Genomic DNA, 20,052 nt, shown 5'->3' with positions numbered 1-20,052 from the left:
CGCCGGTGCCGTTGCGCAAGCTCACGATGCGGCACGGCTGGGGCTTCCTGGCCGGCAACATCATCCTGCGGCCCACCCTGGGTGCCACGACGACGCACACGTGGACCGGTGCGGAGAAGATCCCCGCGAGCGGCGGGTGCGTCCTCGTCCTCAACCACATCTCCCACGCCGACCCCCTCGTCAGCGCCCACTTCGTGTACGACGCGGGGCGGCTGCCGCGGTACCTCGCCAAGTCGGCCCTCTTCCGGAGCAACAAGTTCGTGGTGGGCGTCCTGCGGTCCACCGGACAGATCCCCGTGGAGCGGCTCACCAAGGACGCGGTCGGGGCCTACGACGCGGCCGTCGCCGCGGTCCAGAGGGGGGAGTGCGTCGTCGTCTACCCCGAGGGGACGCTGACCCGCGACCCCGACCTGTGGCCGATGCGTGGCAAGTCCGGGGCCGCCCGGATCGCCCTGGCCACCGGGGTCCCGGTGCTGCCCGTGGCGCACTGGGGCGCCCACCGTCTGCTCCCGCCGTACTCGAAGCGGCCGCACCTCCTGTCCCGGACCCACCTGACCGTCCGGGTCGGTGACCCCGTCCCCCTCGACGACCTGCGCGAGCGCGCCACCGAGCCGGGCGTCGTCCAGGAGGCGACCGACCGGATCATGGCCGCGCTGGTCGCCGAGCTCGAGGAGGTCCGGGGCGAGAAGGCGCCCGCCGAGCGGTTCGACCCGCGACGCGCCGGGCTCCGCCAGATCGGCAACCCGAACGACCCGGCGACCCGACGTCGCCGCTCCAGGACCACCGGCAAGAAGAGGAAGAGATGACGAAGGTCGCAGTGTTCAGTGCAGGGTCTTGGGGCACCGCCTTCGCCCTCGTCCTCGCCGACGCCGGCAACGACGTGGTCCTGTGGGCCCGGCGCGAGGAGCTCGCCGAGGCCATCCGCACCCGGCACGAGAACGCCGACTACCTCCCCGGCATCCAGCTGCCCGAGACCGTCACCGCGACCAGCGACCCCGCGGAGGCGCTGGCCGGTGCGGAGGTCGTGGTCTTCGCGACCCCGGCGCAGTCCTTCCGCGAGAACCTCACGGCCTGGGCGCCGTACCTCGAGGAGGACGCGCTCCTGGTGAGCCTGATGAAGGGCGTCGAGCTCGGCACCCTCAAGCGGATGAGCGAGGTCATCGCCGAGGTGACCGGGGCCGGCCCGGAGCGGATCGCGGTCGTCAGCGGGCCCAACCTGGCGAAGGAGATCGCCAAGCGCGAGCCCGCCGCCTCCGTGGTGGCGTGCGCCGACGAGGAGGTCGCCCGCCGCCTGCAGCGGATGTGCCACACGCCGGCGTTCCGTCCCTACACCTCCACCGACGTGCTCGGCTGCGAGCTGGGGGGTGCCTACAAGAACGTCGTCGGCCTCGCGGTCGGCATGGCCGTGGGGCTGGGCTTCGGCGACAACACCACCGCCTCGGTGATCACCCGGGGCCTGGCCGAGACCGCGCGCCTGGCGCTCGCCCTGGGGGCCAACCCGATGACCCTCATGGGGCTGGCCGGCCTGGGCGACCTGGTCGCGACCTGCTCGTCGCCGCTGTCGCGCAACCGGACGTTCGGCGAGAAGCTCGGCAAGGGGATGACCACCGAGGAGATCTACGCCTCGACCTCCCAGGTCGCGGAGGGTGCGAAGTCCTGCGCGTCGCTGCGGGCGCTGGCCGAGGCCAACGGGGTCGACGCGCCGATCGCGGCGCACGTCGACGACGTGCTGGCCGGGCGGCTGACCGCCTTCGACATGATGAACGCCTTCATCGCCCGCGACACCAAGGCCGAGACCGACTGAGGCGCCCCGGTGCCGCCGACGGCGGCACCGGCCGGGATCAGCCGGGCAGGACCAGGTCGTCGAGCGCCCGGACCAGGTCGGCCCAGAGGTCCTCGACGTCCTCGATCCCGACCGACAGGCGGACGAGGCCGTCGGGGATGGTGGCGGGCTCCGACTTCCACCGGCGACGACGCTCGAAGGTGGACTCGACGCCGCCGAGCGAGGTCGCGTGCACCCACAGGGACGTCTTGCGGGTGAGGAGGTCGGCGGCCAGGGCACCCTCGGCCATGACGACGGAGATGATCGCGCCGAAGCCCGGGTAGCGGACCTCGCCCACGGCGGGGTGCTCGCGGAACCTGCGCACCAGCTCGGCGGCGTTGGCCTGGGCCCGCTCGAGCCGCACGTGCAGCGTGCGCAGGCCGCGCAGCGTCAGCCATGCCTCGAAGGCGCCGGGCACGGCGCCCACGAGGTCGCGCCGGCCCTTGAGGACCCGGAGCAGCTCCTCGTCGCGGGTGCAGACCGCGCCCATCAGCACGTCGCTGTGGCCCGCGAGGTACTTGGTGGCGGAGTGGACGACCAGGTCGACCTCGTCCTCGAGGGGGCGCTGCAGCAACGGGGTGGCGAAGGTGTTGTCGACGACGACGTAGGCGCCGGCCGCGTGGGCGGCCGCCCGGATGGTGGGGATGTCGGCCACCTCCAGCGCGGGGTTGGTGGGGGACTCCAGCCACACCAGGGCGGCGCCGTCGCAGGCCGCGACCACGGCGTCGGTGTCGGTGATGTCCACGAGCTCGGTGCGAAGACGGCCGCGGGCCTCGAGGTCGGCGAGCTGCATGACGGTGCCGTTGTAGGCGTGCCGGGGGGCCACCACCTTCGCGCCCTGCCCGACGAGGTCGAGCACGGTCGCCACCGCGGCGAGGCCGGAGGCGAAGGTGAGGCACCGTCCGCCCTCCAGGGCGCCGATCGCCTCCTCCAGAGCCGTCCAGGTGGGGTTGCCGTGCCGGCCGTACTCGATGTCCCCACCCGCCACGAAGGTCGACGCCATCGTGATCGGGGCGTTGAGGGGGGCGTCCGGCTCGTGCGCCGGGCGGCCTACCGTCACGGCCAGGGTGGCGGGTCGCAGCGTGGGGCCGGCGGGGGTGGGGGCGTCGGTGGGCATGGGCCCGACTCTAGGCCGCTAGGGTCGGGCCCGATGAACTCGCCCGCCACCGCCAAGCCCCGCGTCGCCGTCGTCTTCGGCGGCCGCTCCTCCGAGCACGCCATCTCGTGCGTGACCGCCGGGGCGGTGCTCGACGCCCTCGACCGCGAGCGGTACGACGTGGTCCCGGTGGGGATCGCGCCCGACGGCCGCTGGGTGCTCGAGAGCGACGACACCGACCGGCTCCGCCTCACGTCGGCCGAGCGGCTGCCGCACGTCGACGGCGAGCGGGCCTCGGTGCAGCTGCTGCGCGAGGAGGGGCACACCGACCTGGTCGTCACCGAGGCGTCGCAGCCGCCCCGCGCGCTGGGCCAGGTCGACGTGGTCTTCCCGGTGCTCCACGGTCCGTGGGGGGAGGACGGCACCATCCAGGGGATGCTCGAGATGGCCGGGGTCCGCTACGTGGGCGCCGGGGTGCTGGCCTCGGCCGTGAGCATGGACAAGGCCTACATGAAGGTGGTCCTCGAGGCCGCCGGGCTCCCGGTCATGCCCGGCGTGGTGATCACCCGGCGGGAGTGGGAGCGCGACCCGGACGTCTGCCGGGAGCGGGTGGCCGCCCTGGGCTTCCCGGTCTTCTGCAAGCCGGCCCGCGGCGGCTCCAGCATCGGGATCAGCAAGGTGCACGACGCCTCCGAGCTCGACGCCGCCGTGGCCGAGGCGCAGCGGCACGACCCCAAGGTGCTCGTGGAGGTCTCGGCCGAGGCGGCGCGCGAGGTCGAGTGCGGGGTGCTGGAGGCGCTCGACGGCACCGTCGAGACCTCGATGCCCGCCGAGATCCGCATCGGCGGGGACCACGAGTTCTACGACTTCGCCGCGAAGTACCTCCCCGCCGAGCACACGGCGCTCGACGTCCCCGCCGACCTGCCCGACGACGTGGCGGCCCGGATGCGCGAGCTCTCCGTCCGCGCGTTCGAGGCGGTCGGGGGCGAGGGCCTGGCCCGCGTCGACTTCTTCGTGCTGCCCGACGGGCGCCTGGTGGTCAACGAGCTCAACACCATGCCCGGCTTCACCCCCACCTCGATGTACCCCCGCATGTGGGAGGCGTCGGGCCTCGGCTACCGCGAGCTGGTGGACCGCCTGGTGCAGCTGGCCCTGCGTCGCGGCACCGGCCTGCGCTGACCTGTCGGGGTCCCGGGCCGCGGCCCTAGTGGCAGGGCAGCGTCTCGTCGAGGTGCTCGACGACGAGCGGCCCCAGCGCCGCCATGGCCGAGTCCGCGCCCGACGCCCGGCGCTCGGCCGGCACCCGCACCTGCAGCCGCGGGGTGTGGCTCATCGCGGTGATCTCGATCGGTCCGCCGGTCTCGCGCAGCTGGGTGTCGGGCATGAACCACCCGGCCCCGCCGACCGGGGTGCAGGCGGCGAACTCGTCGTACTCCTCCGGCTCGTCGGCTCCGCACACGAGCACGACGGGCGGGTCGCCCCACGCGGCGGTCGTCCCCGCGTCGGGCTCGACCTCGCGCCGTTCCTGGCCGAACAGCTCGGCGGGCAGCTCCGCGACCAGGGACTCGCACCGCTCCCGGTCGTCGCCGGGGAGCTGCGGGGCGGCCACCTCCACGGCCCCGCCGCAACCGGCGAGCAGCAGCGCGGCGAGCACGACGACGCCCCGCGGTCCGCGGGACCCGGGGCGTCTGGGGGTGGAGCGTGGCACGGGGTGGTCGGCGCCGGCGCCGACGTCAGATGTGGACGACGGGGCAGGTGAGCGTGCGGGTGATGCCGTCGAGGCTCTGCACCTTCGAGACGACCAGCTTGCCGAGCTCGTCGACGTTGCGGGCCTCGGCCCGGACGATCACGTCGTAGGGACCGGTGACGTCCTCGGCGAGCGTGACGCCGTTGACCTGGGAGATCGCGGCGGCCACCTCGGCAGCCTTGCCGACGTCGGTCTGGATCAGGATGTAGGCCTGGACGACCATCAGGGCTCCTCAGGGGTGGCGGGGTGGGTGGGACGTGTCCTGCGTCAACCTACACCGGGCCGGCCCCCGGTCCAGACGCTCGGGGCGGCCGTCGTGCGGGTCCCGAGGGGCTCCCGACGCGGCGATCTGGTGGGATGTCCCCATGCCCGAGACCCCCGTGCAGCCCGTCCCGCCCGACGCCACGCTGGCGGACGTGGGCGAGTTCGGCCTCGTCTCGCGGCTGGTCGCCCTCTTCGACCAGGGAGAGCACGTGCTCGTCGGGCCCGGGGACGACGCGGCGGTGCTGCGGGTCCGCCAGGGCCACGTGGTCGTCTCCACGGACCTCCTCGTCGAGGGACGGCACTTCCGTCGCGACTGGGTGGACGCCGTCGACGTGGGCCGGCGGGCCGCCGCCCAGAACCTCTCCGACGTCAACGCCATGGGCGGCCGGGCGCACTCCCTCACGGTGGGGCTGGCCGCGCCGGCCGACCTGCCGGCGGCCTGGGTGCTGGAGATGGCCCGCGGCTTCGCCGAGGAGTGCGCCGCGGTGGGGGCGAGCGTGGTCGGCGGCGACCTGACCCGGGCCGACGAGGTGGTCGTCTCCGTCACCGTGATCGGCGCCTGCACGCAGGCCCCGGTGCTCCGGTCCGGCGCCGAGCCCGGTGACGTCGTGGCCCTGCGGGGCCGGCAGGGGTGGGCGGCCGCCGGCCTCGCCGTGCTGGCGCGGGGGTTCCGCTCGCCGCGGGTGCTGGTGGAGGCCTACCGGCGCCCCGAGCCGCCGTACGACGCCGGGCCCGAGGCCGCCGCCGCGGGAGCCACCGCGATGATCGACGTCTCCGACGGCCTGGTCGCGGACGCCGGCCACGTGGCGGCCGCCTCGGGCGTGCGGATCGACCTGCGCCGGGGCGCCTTCGACGTGCCCGAGCCGCTGGTGGCCGTGGGCTCCGCCCTGGGGGCCGACCCCTTGGGCTTCATCCTCACCGGGGGCGAGGACCACCCGCTGCTGGCCACCTTCCCGGCCGGCTCGGTCCCGCCCGGCTGGCTCGTGGTGGGAGAGGTCCACGAGGGGGAGGGCGTCACCGTCGACGGCGCCCCGCACGAGGGCGCGGGTGGCTGGACGCACTTCTGACCTCGATTTCTCCACCGCCGTGGTGGTCGGATACGCTGGTGCGGTTGCTCGCTGGCCGGGATGCCCCGGCCTGGGCGAGCGCCTCGACGAAACCAACACGAACTGATCGGAGTGCACGGTGGCTGCCGTCTGCGACATCTGCGCCAAGAAGCCGGGCTTCGGCAACAACCGTCCGTGGTCGCGCAAGATCACGAAGCGCCGCTTCAACCCCAACATCCAGCGCGTCCGCGCCACGGTGAACGGCACCCCCAAGCGGATGAACGTCTGCACGGGCTGCCTGAAGGCCGGCAAGGTCTCCCGCTGACCTGAGAGCGTCCAGGAGGCCCCGCGAGCGACATGCTCGCGGGGCCTTCTGTTGTCCGCGGGCGGCGCCCACTAGCCTGTGGGGCGCACCCGTGCGGGACCCCGGCGCGGGCCGGCGAGAGGGGAGGAGCGACGCATGGAGCAGGTGCCCCACGGGATCGCCCTGGACACCATCCTGCGGTTCGTCGACGTCGGCACCGACGCCCTCAGCGCCGCCCGCGAGGAGATCGACGCACTCAACGTCTACCCGGTCCCCGACGGGGACACGGGGACCAACATGTTCCTCACGTTCTCGGCTGCCCGTGACGCGATCCGCGAGGCGGCGGGGCGCGGCGCGTCGGTCCCGGAGTGCCTCGCGGTCTTCCGCCGTGGCGCGCTCCTCGGCGCGCGCGGCAACTCCGGCGTCATCCTCAGCCAGATGCTCGGGGCCGTGGCCTCCCGCATCGAGCGCTCCCGCCCCGAGGAGTCCTACGCCCTGGTGATGGCCGACGCCCTCGCCGTCGCCACCGACGCCAGCTACGCCGCCGTGGGCCAGCCCGTGGAGGGCACGATCCTCTCGGTCGCCCGAGCCGCGAGCGACGCGGCGCAGAAGCTGGTGGCCGACGACGCCGACGGCTCGCTGCGCGCCAGCCACGTCTTCTCGGCGGCGGCCGCCGCGGCGCGGGAGGCGCTGGCGCGCACCCCCGAGCAGCTCCGCGTGCTGGCGGACGCCGGGGTCGTCGACGCCGGCGGGCGGGGCCTGAGCGTGGTCCTCGACGCGGCCGAGCGGGTGCTCACCGGGCGGGTGCCCGTGGTCGAGGGCCGCAAGGGGGTGCCGCGGATCCCCGTCGTCCTCCCCGCCGGCGACCTCACCGCCGAGGGCCCCTCCTACGAGGTGATGTACCTGCTGGACGCCGAGGAGCAGGCCGTCGTCGCCCTGCGCGCCGCCCTGGCCGGGCTCGGCGACTCGCTCGTCGTGGTGGGCAGCGAGGGGCTGTGGAACGTGCACGTGCACGTCGACGACGTGGGCGCCGCCATCGAGGCCGGCCTCGCCGCCGGGCGGCCGCACCGGATCCGGGTCACCCACTTCGCCGAGCAGGTCGCGGAGCAGTCCGCGCGCCACGAGGCCACGGGGCCCGGCGCGCTCAGCGGCCGGCGCATCGTGGCGGTGGCCGCCGGCGCCGGGCTCACCCGGCTCTTCGAGGACGCCGGGGCCGTGGTGGTGCCCGCGGGCCCCGGTCGCCGGCCGTCGACCGGCCAGGTGCTGGCCGCGATCGAGGAGAGCGGCGCGGCAGAGGTCGTCGTGCTGCCCAACGACCCCGACTCGGTGCGCGTCGCCGAGATCGCGGCCCGCACGGCCGAGGAGTCGGGCCGGGTGCGCGTCGCGGTGATCCCGACGCAGGCGCAGGTCCAGGGGCTGGCGGCGCTGGCGGTCCACGAGCCCGGCCGGGCCTTCGAGCAGGACGTGCTGGAGATGACCGCCACCGCGCGGCACGCCCGGCACGGCGCGGTCACGGTCGCCGCGAAGCGGGCGATCACGATGGCCGGCCCCTGCGAGCCCGGCGACGTCCTGGGGGTCGTCGACGGGGACTTCGCGGTGGTCGGGCAGGAGCTCTTCGAGGTGGCGGTCGAGGTGCTGGAGCGCCTGGTCGGCGCGGGTGGCGAACTGGTCACGGTCGTCGCCGGCGCGGACCCCCGGGCCGGCGAGCTCGCCGCGCGGTGCGCCGAGCGGGTCGAGTCCGCCCACCCCCACCTGGACGTGGTGGTCTACGACGGCGGCCAGGAGCGCTACCCCCTCCTGGTCTCCGTGGAGTAGCCGATGGGATCCATCACTCCCGACTCCCCGGTGGCGGCCGTCTTCGGCCGAGCCGTGAAGAAGCGCGCGCTCGTGGAGGAGAAGCTCGGTCTGCGGACGGTCGGGGACCTGCTCCGTCACTTCCCGCGGCGCTACGAGGCCACCGCCGAGCTGAGCGAGGTCGGCCGCCCCCGGGAGGGGGAGATGCTCAGCGTGGTCGGGCGGGTCCGCTCCAGCCAGGTCAAGTCCTTCACCAACCGGCGCACCGGCCGGCTGCAGCACCGTCTGGAGGTCCGGGTCGAGACGGCCGGCCCCGAGCTGAGCCTCGCCTTCTTCCTGCCGCACAAGGGGATGGCGGAGAGCGAGGCGCGGCGGCTGGCCCCGGGCTCCCGCGGCATATTCACCGGCAAGGCCCAGTTCTTCCAGCGCACGTGGCAGCTCGCCTCCCCGCACGCCGTGGTCTTCGCCCCGGCCGACGGCGGACCGGGCGGGTCGGGCGACGCCGACGAGGCGACCGCCGCCGCCGACGTGGCCCTCGCCGCGAGCCTCAAGGGGCTGATCCCGGTCTACCCCGTCACCGCCGGCCTCTACTCCTGGGACCTCCAGAAGATCGTGCAGGTCGCGCTCGAGCTGGTGACGGGGGTGGAGGAGCCCCTGCCGCCCGAGCTGCTGGAGCGCCACGGCCTGCTGGACGTGATGACGGCGCTGCGCTGGATCCACGGCCCCGACGACCAGCGGCAGCTGGGCGCGGCGCGCAAGCGGTTCCGGTTCCACGAGGCGCTGGTGCTCCAGCTCGTCCTGGCCCGGCGCCGGGCCGCCCAGCGAGCCGTCGGGACGCAGGCGAGGGACGGGGGTGGAGGCCGGCTGCTGGCCGCCTTCGACGCCCGGCTGCCGTTCGAGCTGACCGCCGGGCAGCGCGAGGTCGGCGAGGTGCTGGCCGAGGAGCTCGGGCGACCCCACCCGATGAACCGGCTGCTGCAGGGCGAGGTGGGCTCCGGCAAGACGCTGGTTGCCCTCCGCGCGATGCTCCGGGTCGTGGACTCCGGCGGACAGGCCGCTCTCCTGGCGCCCACCGAGGTGCTGGCCCAGCAGCACCACCGCAGCATCCTGGCGATGATGGGGGACCTCGCGGCCGGCGGGATGCTCGGCGGAGCCGACGAGGCGACGGGCGTGGCCCTGCTGACCGGCTCGATGCCCCGGGCCCAGCGGGCCGAGGCGCTGCTGCGGATCGCCAGCGGCGAGGCGGGGCTGGTCGTGGGCACGCACGCGCTGCTCGAGGAGCACGTCTCCTTCGCCGACCTCGGTCTCGTCGTGGTCGACGAGCAGCACCGCTTCGGCGTGGAGCAGCGCTCCGCGCTGACCGACAAGGCCGGCAGCCCGCCGCACGTGCTCGTGATGACCGCGACCCCCATCCCGCGGACCGTGGCGATGACGGTCTTCGGCGACCTCGAGACCTCGGTCCTCCGCGAGCTGCCGGCGGGCCGGGCGCCGATCCAGACCACGGTGGTCCCGCTGGCCGACCGCCCGAGGTGGGTCGACCGGGTCTGGGAGCGGGTCGCCGAGGAGGTCGCCAAGGGCCACCAGGCCTACGTCGTCTGCCCGCGGATCAGCGGGGACGAGCCCGAGCAGGGGGAGCAGGACCAGCGGGACGTCGACGAGGACGGGCGGGACACGACCCCGGCGCGGCAGCTCGCGGCCGTCGAGGAGGTGGCCGAGCAGCTCGCGGCAGGGCCGCTCGCCCAGGTCCGGGTCGCCCGGCTGCACGGGCGGATGCCGGCGGAGGAGAAGGAGGCCACCATGCGGGCCTTCGCGGCGGGCGAGGTCGACGTGCTCGTCGCCACGACGGTGATCGAGGTCGGCGTGGACGTCGCCAACGCCACCACCATGGTGCTGATGGACGCCGACCGCTTCGGCGTCTCCCAGCTGCACCAGCTGCGCGGCCGGGTCGGCCGCGGAGGCCTTCCCGGGCTCTGCCTGCTGGTCTCCGCGGCCGAGGAGGGGACCCCGGCGCGCGAACGGCTGGACGCCGTGGCCGCCACGACGGACGGCTTCGAGCTGAGCCGCGTCGACCTCGAGCAGCGGCGGGAGGGCGACGTGCTGGGCAAGAGCCAGAGCGGCCACCGCTCGAGCCTGGAGAACCTGCGCGTGCTGCGCGACGAGAAGACGATCGTCACCGCCCGGGAGGCCGCCGAGCGGATGCTCGCCGAGGACCCGGAGCTGCTGGGGGCGCCGCTGCTGGCCCGCGCGGTGCGCGAGGTCGAGGAGTCCCAGGCCTCGACGTTCATGGAGAAGGCATGACCCGGATCATCGCGGGCGTGGCGCGCGGACGCCGTCTCGCCACCCCGCCCGGGGACGCGACCCGTCCCACCAGCGACCGGGTGCGGGAGGCCCTCTTCTCCGCCCTCGAGTCCTGGGCCGGGTCCTGGCAGGGCCTGCGGGTGCTCGACCTGTACGCCGGCTCCGGCGCGGTGGGCCTCGAGGCCTGGTCGCGCGGGGCGACCGCGGTCACGCTGGTCGAGCAGGACCGCCGGACGGCCGGGGTGGTGCGGGCCAACGCCCGCAGCCTCGGTGCCCCCGCGGCGTCAGCCCGCGGCGCGGACGGGGTGGAGGTGGTGGTCGGCTCCGTCGCGACGGTCCTCGCCGGCCCCGCGCCCGCGGCGTACGACGTCGTCTTCAGCGACCCGCCCTACCCGCTGCCCGACGAGCGGGTGGCCGACGACCTGGCCCGGCTCGTGGCCGGCGGCTGGCTGGCCGCCGACGCCCGGGTCGTGGTGGAGCGCTCCGCGCGCGGTCCGGCACCCCGGTGGCCGTCGGGCCTGGAGGCGGGGCGGGAGCGCCGCTACGGCGAGACGGTGCTTTGGTACGGTCACGCGGTCGGCCCCGCAGGGGACGAGCACGACCCCCAGCAGGAGGAGAACCAGTGAGCCGCGCCGTCTGCCCCGGGTCGTTCGACCCGGTCACCCACGGGCACCTCGACATCGTGAGCCGGGCCTCCAAGCTCTTCGACGAGGTGGTCGTCGCCGTCGGCGTCAACGCCTCGAAGAACCGGCTCTTCACCGCCGAGGAGCGGATGGAGATGCTGCGCGAGGCGTGCGCCGGGTTCGGCAACGTCCGGGTCGCCGGCTTCACCGGCCTGCTCACCGACTTCTGCTCCGAGCAGGGGATCGCCGCCATCGTCAAGGGGCTGCGGGCCGTCAGCGACTTCGACTACGAGCTGCAGATGGCGCAGATGAACGCCAGCCTGGCGCCCATCGAGACCGTCTTCGTGCCGACCGCCCCGGAGTACTCCTTCCTCGCCTCGAGCCTGGTCAAGGAGGTCGCCGCGCTCGGGGGCGACGTGTCGGGCCTGGTGCCGCCGGCCGTGCTGGAACGGCTCCTCGCCCGGCTGGCCGAGCGGGCCGCCGGGCAGGCCTGACCCGTTTTGCCGCCCACCCGCGCCGCCGGTTAGACTCCCTGAGTTCTGCCTTGCCCCAGCACTGAAAGTGGACCACTGAACAGCTTGGACCCGAGAGCGCCGCTCGTGCTCGACACTCGCGAGCTCGGCCGCCGCCCGGGGTCCCAGCGTGAGGTGGTCCGTTCGGTGCCGGCACCGGCAGAGCTTGGCATCGAAGTCCTTCGTGTCCCCGAGGGGTCGCCGGTCGAGCTCGACCTGCGCCTCGAGGCGGTCATGGAGGGCGTGCTGGTCACCGGTGTGGCGAGAGCCGCGCTGGAAGGCGAGTGCGTGCGGTGCCTGGAAGGGATCGACGACGAGGTCGCCGTCAACTTCCAGGAGCTGTACGTCTACGACGACGTCCGGCACGACAGCTCCGACGAGGAGCTGGACGACGAGGCCAGCAAGCTCGAGGGCGACCTGCTCGACCTCGAGCCCCTGCTGCGGGACGCGGTGGTGCTCGCACTGCCGTTCCAGCCGCTGTGCCAGGACGACTGTCCCGGGCTGTGCGTCGAGTGTGGCGCGCGGCTCGCGGACGACCCGGACCACGGGCACGAGGCGGCGGTCGACCCGCGCTGGGCGGGGCTGCAGGCCCTGAAGCAGGAAGAGGACTGAAGGTCGGGACCCCGACCGGACGAGAGCACGAGGCCGTCAGGCCCTGGCAAAGGAGATCACAGTGGCTGTCCCCAAGCGGAAGATGTCGCGCAGCAACACGCGCCACCGTCGCTCGCAGTGGAAGGCTGTCGCGCCCACGCTGGTGACCTGCGCCAACCCGGCCTGCGGCGCCAAGCACCTGCCGCACCGCGCGTGCGGCGAGTGCGGCCAGTACGGCGCTCGCGCCGACCGTCGCCAGGTCCTCTGACCGAGGTCTCGCAGCTGAGCACGGAGCAGCTCCGGGCAGCACTCGGTGATCCGGTCCTGGACGCCGAGCTGCTGGACCGTGCGCTGACGCACCGCTCGTTCGCCTACGAGAACGGCGGCCTGCCGACCAACGAGCGCCTCGAGTTCCTCGGGGACTCGGTCCTCGGGGTCGTCGTGACCGAGACGCTCTACCGCGCCCACCCCGACCTCTCCGAGGGCCGCCTGGCCAAGCTGAGGGCGGCGGTGGTCAACGCGCGCGCCCTCGCGGACGTCGCGCGCACGATCGGGCTGGGCGAGCACGTCAAGCTCGGCCGCGGCGAGGAGACGACCGGCGGCCGGGAGAAGGCCTCGATCCTCTCCGACACCGTCGAGGCGGTGATCGGCGCGATCCACCTCTCCGGCGGGCTGGAGGAGGCGGCGACCGTGGTCCACCGCCTCTTCGACCCGTTGATGGAGGCGGCGTCCGCCATGGGCGCCGGGCTCGACTGGAAGACCTCGCTGCAGGAGCTCGCCGCCGAGCACCAGCTCGGCGTGCCCGACTACGTCATCCAGGACGACGGCCCCGACCACGCCAAGACCTTCACCGCGCAGGTCCGGGTGGGGGAGTCCCTCTACGGCCACGGCACCGGGCGCTCCAAGAAGGAGGCCGAGCAGGCCGCGGCGCGGACCGCCTACGAGGAGATCGCCGAGGCGCAGCGCACCGACGGGGTCCCGAGCGGGTCCTGAGCCGTGCCCGAGCTGCCCGAGGTCGAGGTCGTGCGCCGTGGCCTCGAGCGCCACGTCGTGGGTCGGGGCGTGCTCGACGTCGAGGTCCTGCACCCGCGCCCGCTGCGCCGCGACCCCCTCGGGCCCGAGGGCTTCGCCGCCGCGGTGACCGGGCGCACGCCGGTGGCGGTGCGCCGACGCGGCAAGTACTTCTGGCTCGCCCTGGACTCGGGCGACGCCGTCCTGGGACACCTCGGCATGAGCGGCCAGATGCTGGTGCAGCCCCCCGGGACGCCCGACGAGCGGCACCTGCGGGTCCGGCTGCGACTGGCGGGGGACCGGGAGCTCCGCTTCGTCGACCAGCGGATGTTCGGCGGGCTGGCGTTCTCGCCGGAGGGCGCCTCGCTGCCCACCGAGATCGCCCACATCGCGATGGACCCGCTGGACCCGGCCTTCGACACCGCCGACGTGGCGGCGCGGATCCGCCGTCGGCCCAGTGCGGTGAAGCGCCAGCTGCTCGACCAGGGCCTGGTCTCCGGGATCGGCAACATCTACGCCGACGAGGCCCTGTGGCGGGCCCGGGTGCACGGTGAGCGACCGGGCGACCGGCTCACCCGGGGCCAGGCCCTCGAGGTGCTGGGCCACGCCCGTGAGGTGATGGAGTCGGCCCTCGCCCAGGGCGGCACGTCGTTCGACGCGCTCTACGTCAACGTCAACGGCGAGTCGGGCTACTTCGACCGCAGCCTCCACGCCTACGGGCAGGAAGGCCGTCCGTGCGAGCGGTGCGGGACGCCGATCCGGCGGGTGGCCTTCATGAACCGGTCGTCCTTCTTCTGCCCCCGGTGCCAGCCCGTGCCCCGGGCTCGGCGCGTCGCCCGCTGACCCGTCGTGCCGGGCCGACGCCGGCCCGCCCCGGGCCGGGTCCCGCCGAGTTGACCCGGCGGCCTGCCGGTGGGACTCTTGAAGACGGCCGCACCGCGGTCTCCTGCGCCGGTCCCCGGCGGTCCCCGGGCCGCGACGATCTCCGGCGTCCCACGTGTGCTCCCCACTCCTGAAAGGTTGACGATGGCCAAGGCGCTCCTCGGACATCTCGGCATCGACCAGCGCGGCAGCGCCCAGCTCACCTCGGAGAACGCCCGGCTGCGCGCGCGCGTCGCCGACCTCGAGGCGCTGGTCCACCGCCTGCAGGACGAGAACGACCGGCTCACCGACCTCCAGGCCGCTGCGCTCCTCGACGACCAGGCCATGCAGGAGATGCAGCCCGCCTGATGCGGGCGTGACCCGGCTCCTCGACACCCTGGTGCCCCGTCGGCTGGGGCGCGACTTCCGACGCCTCCTGGCCTCGGTCTGGGCCAGCAACGTCGGCGACGGCATCGCCCTCGCGGCGGGCCCGCTGCTGGTCGCCCAGCAGACCGACGACGCGCGCCTGGTCGCCCTGGCGGCGGCCCTGCAGCGCGTCCCGTGGTTGCTGCTCGGCCTCTACGCCGGCGTGGTCGCCGACCGGCTCGACCGCCGCCACGTCGTCGTCGTGGCCAACCTGCTGCGGGCCCTCGTCCTCGGTGTCCTCTGCCTCACGGTGGTGACGGGGCACGTCGGCATCGCGGTGGTGCTGGCCGCCATGCTCGCGCTGGGGCTCGCCGAGGTCTTCTCCGACACGACCACCTCCACGCTCACCCCGATGGTCGTGGCCGGCCCCGACCTCGGGACCGCCAACTCCCGCCTCCAGGCCGGCTACCTGGTCGGCAACCAGCTGGTCGGGCCGCCGCTGGGGGCGTTCCTCTTCGCGGCGGGCACGGCCTGGCCGTTCCTGGTGCAGGCCACCACCGTGCTGCTGGCCGCCGTCCTGGTCTCCCGGATCGCGGCGGCCCGGGGCGCCGTGCGCGAGCCGGGCGGGACCGCGGTGCGCCACGACGTCGCCGAAGGGGTGCGCTGGTTGCGCCGCCACGCCGCGATGCGCACGTTGGCGCTGGTGGTCTGCGCCTTCAACGTGACGTGGGGCGCCGCCTGGTCGGTCCTGGTGCTGTGGTCGCTGCACCGCGTGGGCATGGGGGAGGTGGGCTACGGCCTGCTGACCACCGCGGCCGCCGTCGGCGGCCTCGTCGGCACGGCGACCTACGGGTGGCTCGAGCGGCACCTGGACGCCGCGACCCTGATGCGCGGCTGCCTCCTGCTCGAGGTGCTCGTCCACCTGGCGCTGGCCCTCACCACCACCGGCTGGGTCGCGTTGCTCGTCATGGTGGCCTTCGGGGGCTACTCGTTCGTCTGGTACAACGTCTCGGTCTCGGTGCGACAGCGCGCGGTGCCCACCGAGCTGCAGGGGCGGGTCGGTTCCGTCTACCTCGTCGCCGTCTTCGCCGGGATGGTCGTGGGCCAGCTCCTGGGCGGCGCGATCGCCGAGCGGTGGGGGCTGGCGGCCCCCTTCTGGTTCGCCTTCGCCGGCTCCGCGGTGACGCTGGCCCTGGTGTGGCGCACCCTCGCCCACGTGGCCGCCGCGGACCGCCCGCCGGGCTCCCGCCCCGCAGGCGGCCGCGCGGGTAGGGTGACCGCGGTCGAGCCGTAGCCGTGAGGAGTGCCGGGTGTACCTGAAGAGCCTGACCCTGAAGGGGTTCAAGTCCTTCGCGTCGGCCACGACGCTCCAGCTGGAGCCGGGGATCACCTGCATCGTCGGCCCCAACGGCTCGGGCAAGTCCAACGTCGTCGACGCCCTCGCCTGGGTGATGGGCGAGCAGGGCGCCAAGTCGCTGCGCGGCGGCAAGATGGAGGACGTCATCTTCGCCGGCACCTCAGGACGCCCGCCGCTGGGTCGGGCCGAGGTCGCCCTCACGATCGACAACGCCGACGGTGCGCTCCCCATCGACTACGCCGAGGTGACGATCAGCCGCACGATGTTCCGCAACGGCGGCTCGGAGTACGCGATCAACGGCACCTCCTGCCGGCTCCTCGACGTCCAGGAGCTCCTCTCCGACTCGGGGATCGGGCGCGAGATGCACGTGATCGTCGGCCAGGGGCAGCTCGACTCGATCCTGCACGCCACCCCCGAGGACCGGCGCGGGTTCGTCGAGGAGGCCGCCGGGGTGCTCAAGCACCGCAAGCGCAAGGAGAAGGCGCTCCGCAAGCTCGACTCCACCGAGGGCAACCTGACGCGGCTCAACGACCTCATCACCGAGATCCGTCGCCAGCTCAAGCCGCTCGGCCGCCAGGCCGAGGTGGCCCGACGGGCGGCCACCGTGCAGGCGGAGGTGCGCGACGCGCGGGCGCGCCTCGTCGCCGACGACCTGGTCACGGCGCGCACGGCCCTGGCGCAGGAGATGGCCGACGAGTCGGTCCTGGTGCAGCGTCGCGAGGCGGTCGAGGCCGAGCTCGCGGCGGCCCGCGAGGCGGAGGCCCGGCTCGAGGCGGCGCTGCGCGAGGACCTGCCGGCCCTGGCCGCCGCCCAGGAGTCCTGGTTCGCGCTGTCGGGCCTGCGTGAGCGCCTCCGCGGCACCCAGTCGCTGGCCGCGGAGCGCGTGCGGAACGCCCGCGGCTCCTCCGAGGAGGGACAGGTGGCGGGGCGGGACCCCGAGGAGCTGGAGGCGCAGGCGGCCCGCGCGCGGCAGCAGGAGGAGCAGGCGGCCGCCGAGGTCGACCAGCTGCGGGGGTCCCTGGAGCAGGCGGTGGCGGCCCGACGGTCGGCCGAGGACGCCGCGGCCGACGAGGAGAAGCGGGTGGCCGGCCTCGTCCGCGCGGCCGCCGACCGGCGCGAGGGGCTCGCCCGCCTGCAGGGCCAGGTGAACGCCCTGAAGTCCCGCGCCGCCGCCGCCGACGAGGAGCTCGGCCGGCTGGACGCCGCGCGCCGGGAGGCCCTCGAGCGGGCCGAGCGCGCGCAGCGCGACTTCACCGCCCTCGAGACCGAGGTGGCCGGCCTGGACGCCGGCGAGGAGGGTCTGGACGCCGAGCACGAGGCCTCGGTCGAGGCGCTCGACGAGGTCGAGGAGCGCCTCGCCCAGGCGCGCGACTCCCTGCAGACCGCCGACCGGGAGCGCGCGGGGCTCGTCGCCCGCAAGGACGCGCTCGAGCTCGGGCTGCGCCGCAAGGACGGCGCGGGCGCCCTGCTGGCGGCCTCCGACGAGGTGTCGGGGCTGCTCGGCTCCGCGGCCGCGCTGCTCCAGGTGCGTCCCGGCTACGAGGCCGCGGTGGCAGCCGCGCTGGGGGCCGCCGCCGACGCGGTCGTCGTCGACGGCCCGGAGCGGGCCCTGGGGGCGCTCGCGCACCTCAAGGAGCACGACCTGGGGCAGGCAGGCCTCCTCGTGGCGGGTGACGCGGAGAGGGCCGACGGGGACGACGGCGACCCCCGCCTGCCCGGCGCCCCGGCGCTGCCCGCAGGGGCGGCGTACGCCGTGGACGTCGTGACGTGCCCCGACCGGCTGCGCCCCTCGATCGAGGGGCTGCTGGGGCGGGTGGTGGTGGTCGACGACCTCGACGCCGCCTCCGAGCTGGTCCGGACCCTCCCGGGGGCCCGCGCCGTGACCCGGGAGGGCGACCTCCTCGGGCTGCACTTCGCCGCGGGCGGCTCCGACCACCAGCCGAGCCTGCTGGAGGTCCAGGCCGCGCACGACGAGGCGACCGAGCAGCTCGCCGCCGCGACCGCCACCACCGAGCGCCTGGGCTTCGAGATCTCCGGCCTGGAGGCCCAGCGGCTCGAGGCGCTCAAGCGCGTCGACGTGGCGCTGGCCCGCCTCCACGAGTCCGACGCCACGCTCGCGGCGATCGCCGAGGAGCTGGGCCAGCACGGGTCCCAGGCCCGCGCCGCCCGCGGCGAGGCCGACCGGCTCGAGCGGGCCATCGCCACGGCCACCGAGGCGCGCGAGAAGGACCTGGCCGGGCTCGCCGACCTTCAGGCGCGGCTCGACCAGGCCGAGGGTGCCCCTGACGAGGAGCCCGACACCACGCGGCGCGAGGAGCTCAAGGAGGCCGCCCGCGCGTCCCGCCAGGCGGAGACGGACGCGCGGCTCGCCCTGCGGACCGCCGAGGAGCGGGCCCGGGCCGTCCACGGGCGCGCCGACCAGCTGCTCCGGGCGGCCGCCGCCGAGCGGGAGTCCCGGGCCCGGGCCCGGGCCCGTCGGGAGCGGATCCTGCGCGAGGGCCGGGCCGCGGAGGCCGTGGGCGCCGCCGTCGCGGTGGTGCTGCACGCGCTCGAGGGCGCGGTCAACCGGGCAGCCCACGAGCGCGGCGAGGTGGAGCGGTCCCGTCACGGGCGCGAGCAGGAGCTGCTCGAGGTGCGCGCCCGGATGCGCGACCTCGGACGCGAGCACGACGAGCTGGTCTCCTCGGTGCACCGCGACGAGATGGCCCGGGCGCAGCAGCGGATGCGGATCGAGCAGCTGGAGGAGCGGGCGCTCGACGAGCTCGGGCTCGCCCCGGAGACGCTCGTCGCCGAGTACGGTCCCGACCAGCACGTCCCGTTCTTCGGCGAGGTCGCCGAGGGGGAGCCGGCGCCCGACCCCGCGCCCTTCGTGCGCGCCGAGCAGGAGAAGCGCCTGCGGGCGGCCGAGCGGCAGCTCAGCATGCTCGGTCGGGTCAATCCGCTCGCGCTCGAGGAGTTCTCCGCGATGGAGGAGCGGCACCGGTTCCTCACCGAGCAGCTGGAGGACCTCAGGCGGACCCGCAAGGACCTGCTCGACATCGTCGCCGAGGTGGACCAGCGCGTGGAGCAGGTCTTCACCGAGGCCTACGCCGACGTCGAGAAGGCGTTCGACGCCACGTTCGCGCGCCTCTTCCCGGGCGGGGAGGGGCGGCTGGTGCTCACCGACCCGGCCCACATGCTCACCACCGGGATCGAGGTCGAGGCCCGGCCGCCCGGCAAGAAGGTCAAGCGGCTCTCGCTGCTCTCCGGAGGGGAGCGGTCGCTGGTCGCCGTCGCCTTCCTGGTCGCGCTCTTCAAGGCGAGGCCCTCGCCCTTCTACATCCTCGACGAGGTGGAGGCCGCCCTCGACGACACCAACCTCGGCCGCCTGCTGCAGATCTACGAGGAGCTGCGCGAGAACTCCCAGCTCCTCGTCATCACGCACCAGAAGCGGACGATGGAGGTCGGTGACGCCCTCTACGGCGTCACGATGCGCGGCGACGGCGTGTCGACCGTGATCAGCCAAAGACTGCGCGACGCCGACCCCGGGGCGGCGGCGGAGCGCGAGGACCGGAGGGCGGAGTCCGCATGAGCACCCCCAGACCGACCAGGGCCGACTACGTCGCCTGGCGCACCGTGACCACGCGGTGGCGCGACGACGACGCCTACGGGCACCTCAACAACGCGACGTACTACGAGCTCTTCGACACCGCGGTCAACGCCCACCTCTTCGAGGCGACCGGCACCAACGTGCGACTGCTCCCCAGCATCGGGGTGGTGGCCGAGACGGGCTGCCGCTACTTCCGCGAGATCGGCTTCCCCGAGCCCATCGAGACGGGGCTCGTGGTCGACCGGGTCGGGCGGTCCTCGATCGTCTACCGGATCGGGCTCTTCCAGGGGGACGGCGACGAGGCGGCCGCCGAGGGCCGCTTCGTGCACGTCTACGTGGACAACGCGCGGGGAGCGGGGGACCGGCCCGTCGTGCCGCTGCCCGACGAGATCCGCGCCGCGGTGCTGCCGCTGCTGCGGGAGCCGGACGACGCCTGAGCCCGCGGGCGGGCCCGGGGCGTCCGCGGGTGTGGCGCACGCGACACGCCACGGGCCGCTGCGGCTGCGACCCGGGCCGGCCCGCCGTGCCAAGGTGGAGGGTCTCGGAACCGAACCACAGGAGCTGGCCCCGTGCTGACCATCGTCCTCGTCATGCTGTTCACCCTGCTGGCGGCTGGTGCCGTCCTCGCCTACGTGGCCTTCCCGCACCGTGGGGAGGACCTGCCGGTGCTCCCCGAGGCGGGTCGGGCCGTCCGTCGACGCCTGGGGGCCCTGCCCGTGCTCGACGAGGAGGAAGCGGAGGAGGGCGTGCGGGCGCGCCTCCCCTGAGCCC

At 74.9% G+C, this 20,052-nt stretch carries 21 protein-coding genes; 18 read left to right on the top strand and 3 right to left on the bottom strand.

What is annotated here, in order from left to right:
* Nucleotides 1-5 precede the first annotated feature (5 nt).
* A complete protein-coding gene (locus DNK53_RS07860; RefSeq protein WP_204163813.1) occupies nucleotides 6-806 on the top strand; it encodes a lysophospholipid acyltransferase family protein in 801 nt (266 codons plus the stop codon).
* Nucleotides 803-1,804 (top strand): NAD(P)H-dependent glycerol-3-phosphate dehydrogenase, encoded by a 1,002-nt coding sequence (locus DNK53_RS07855; RefSeq protein ID WP_110181754.1) that lies wholly within the window; start codon nucleotides 803-805, stop codon nucleotides 1,802-1,804. Before DNK53_RS07860 ends, DNK53_RS07855 begins: the two co-directional genes overlap by 4 nt.
* A gap of 37 nt (nucleotides 1,805-1,841) precedes the next feature.
* Here the strand turns inward: DNK53_RS07855 and DNK53_RS07850 are convergent, their stop codons facing one another.
* The gene (locus tag DNK53_RS07850; RefSeq protein ID WP_110181753.1) at nucleotides 1,842-2,939 is read right to left on the bottom strand and encodes a trans-sulfuration enzyme family protein; all 1,098 of its coding nucleotides are present in this window, start codon (nucleotides 2,937-2,939) and stop codon (nucleotides 1,842-1,844) included.
* A gap of 33 nt (nucleotides 2,940-2,972) precedes the next feature.
* Here DNK53_RS07850 and DNK53_RS07845 point away from each other — a divergent pair, with 33 nt between their 5' ends.
* Nucleotides 2,973-4,097 (top strand): D-alanine--D-alanine ligase family protein, encoded by a 1,125-nt coding sequence (locus DNK53_RS07845; protein ID WP_110181752.1) that lies wholly within the window; start codon nucleotides 2,973-2,975, stop codon nucleotides 4,095-4,097.
* 25 nt (nucleotides 4,098-4,122) lie between these two features.
* On the opposite strand, the gene DNK53_RS07840 is transcribed toward DNK53_RS07845, so the two are convergent.
* Both DNK53_RS07840 and DNK53_RS07835 read right to left on the bottom strand, forming a co-directional pair.
* A complete protein-coding gene (locus tag DNK53_RS07840; RefSeq protein ID WP_162599830.1) occupies nucleotides 4,123-4,572 on the bottom strand; it encodes a DUF3515 domain-containing protein in 450 nt (149 codons plus the stop codon).
* Nucleotides 4,573-4,651: 79 nt separating this feature from the next.
* Nucleotides 4,652-4,888: an Lrp/AsnC family transcriptional regulator gene (locus DNK53_RS07835; RefSeq protein ID WP_110181750.1), complete on the bottom strand. Its 237-nt coding sequence runs from the start codon at nucleotides 4,886-4,888 to the stop codon at nucleotides 4,652-4,654.
* A gap of 142 nt (nucleotides 4,889-5,030) precedes the next feature.
* On the opposite strand from DNK53_RS07835, the gene DNK53_RS07830 reads away from it, so the two are divergent.
* From DNK53_RS07830 to DNK53_RS07760, 15 genes are all read left to right on the top strand, one after another.
* On the top strand, nucleotides 5,031-5,996 hold the full coding sequence (locus DNK53_RS07830; protein WP_110181749.1) for a thiamine-phosphate kinase: 966 nt from the start codon (nucleotides 5,031-5,033) through the stop codon (nucleotides 5,994-5,996).
* A 118-nt stretch (nucleotides 5,997-6,114) separates the two neighbouring features.
* Nucleotides 6,115-6,300, top strand: coding sequence for a 50S ribosomal protein L28 (rpmB, locus tag DNK53_RS07825; RefSeq protein ID WP_056885645.1), 186 nt, complete (start codon nucleotides 6,115-6,117; stop codon nucleotides 6,298-6,300).
* A gap of 135 nt (nucleotides 6,301-6,435) precedes the next feature.
* Nucleotides 6,436-8,094, top strand: a complete 1,659-nt coding sequence (locus DNK53_RS07820; RefSeq protein WP_110181748.1) for a DAK2 domain-containing protein — start codon at nucleotides 6,436-6,438, stop codon at nucleotides 8,092-8,094.
* A gap of 3 nt (nucleotides 8,095-8,097) precedes the next feature.
* The gene (locus tag DNK53_RS07815; protein ID WP_110181747.1) at nucleotides 8,098-10,371 is read left to right on the top strand and encodes an ATP-dependent DNA helicase RecG; all 2,274 of its coding nucleotides are present in this window, start codon (nucleotides 8,098-8,100) and stop codon (nucleotides 10,369-10,371) included.
* Nucleotides 10,368-10,997: a 16S rRNA (guanine(966)-N(2))-methyltransferase RsmD gene (gene rsmD / locus DNK53_RS07810; protein WP_110181746.1), complete on the top strand. Its 630-nt coding sequence runs from the start codon at nucleotides 10,368-10,370 to the stop codon at nucleotides 10,995-10,997. The genes DNK53_RS07815 and rsmD overlap by 4 nt, the downstream gene beginning before the upstream one ends.
* Nucleotides 10,994-11,488: a pantetheine-phosphate adenylyltransferase gene (gene coaD / locus DNK53_RS07805; protein ID WP_110181745.1), complete on the top strand. Its 495-nt coding sequence runs from the start codon at nucleotides 10,994-10,996 to the stop codon at nucleotides 11,486-11,488. Before rsmD ends, coaD begins: the two co-directional genes overlap by 4 nt.
* Before the next feature lie 105 nt (nucleotides 11,489-11,593).
* Entirely contained in the window at nucleotides 11,594-12,118 is a 525-nt protein-coding gene (locus DNK53_RS07800; RefSeq protein WP_239456420.1) for a YceD family protein, read from the top strand.
* Nucleotides 12,119-12,179: 61 nt separating this feature from the next.
* Entirely contained in the window at nucleotides 12,180-12,365 is a 186-nt protein-coding gene (rpmF, locus tag DNK53_RS07795) for a 50S ribosomal protein L32 (protein WP_110181743.1), read from the top strand.
* Nucleotides 12,320-13,090 (top strand): ribonuclease III, encoded by a 771-nt coding sequence (rnc, locus tag DNK53_RS07790; RefSeq protein ID WP_110181742.1) that lies wholly within the window; start codon nucleotides 12,320-12,322, stop codon nucleotides 13,088-13,090. Before rpmF ends, rnc begins: the two co-directional genes overlap by 46 nt.
* A 3-nt stretch (nucleotides 13,091-13,093) precedes the next feature.
* Nucleotides 13,094-13,951, top strand: a complete 858-nt coding sequence (gene mutM / locus DNK53_RS07785; RefSeq protein WP_110181741.1) for a bifunctional DNA-formamidopyrimidine glycosylase/DNA-(apurinic or apyrimidinic site) lyase — start codon at nucleotides 13,094-13,096, stop codon at nucleotides 13,949-13,951.
* A gap of 183 nt (nucleotides 13,952-14,134) precedes the next feature.
* On the top strand, nucleotides 14,135-14,338 hold the full coding sequence (locus tag DNK53_RS07780) for a hypothetical protein (protein ID WP_110181740.1): 204 nt from the start codon (nucleotides 14,135-14,137) through the stop codon (nucleotides 14,336-14,338).
* Nucleotides 14,339-14,345: 7 nt separating this feature from the next.
* Nucleotides 14,346-15,629, top strand: coding sequence for an MFS transporter (locus tag DNK53_RS07775; RefSeq protein ID WP_110181739.1), 1,284 nt, complete (start codon nucleotides 14,346-14,348; stop codon nucleotides 15,627-15,629).
* A 16-nt stretch (nucleotides 15,630-15,645) separates the two neighbouring features.
* Nucleotides 15,646-19,263 carry a chromosome segregation protein SMC gene (smc, locus tag DNK53_RS07770; RefSeq protein WP_110181738.1) on the top strand — a complete coding sequence of 1,206 codons (3,618 nt, stop codon included), beginning with the start codon at nucleotides 15,646-15,648 and terminating at the stop codon, nucleotides 19,261-19,263.
* Nucleotides 19,260-19,718, top strand: coding sequence for an acyl-CoA thioesterase (locus DNK53_RS07765; protein WP_110181737.1), 459 nt, complete (start codon nucleotides 19,260-19,262; stop codon nucleotides 19,716-19,718). The genes smc and DNK53_RS07765 overlap by 4 nt, the downstream gene beginning before the upstream one ends.
* 132 nt (nucleotides 19,719-19,850) lie before the next feature.
* Complete coding sequence (locus DNK53_RS07760; protein WP_110181736.1) at nucleotides 19,851-20,048, top strand: hypothetical protein; 198 nt, start codon at nucleotides 19,851-19,853, stop codon at nucleotides 20,046-20,048.
* The last annotated feature ends 4 nt before the right edge of the window (nucleotides 20,049-20,052 follow it).

The sequence above is a fragment of the Nocardioides solisilvae genome, from assembly GCF_003194625.1.
In the GTDB taxonomy this organism is placed as follows: domain Bacteria; phylum Actinomycetota; class Actinomycetes; order Propionibacteriales; family Nocardioidaceae; genus Nocardioides; species Nocardioides solisilvae.
The sequence above is the reverse complement of the archived record's forward strand: the minus strand, read 5'-3'. Positions and strand labels throughout refer to the sequence as shown.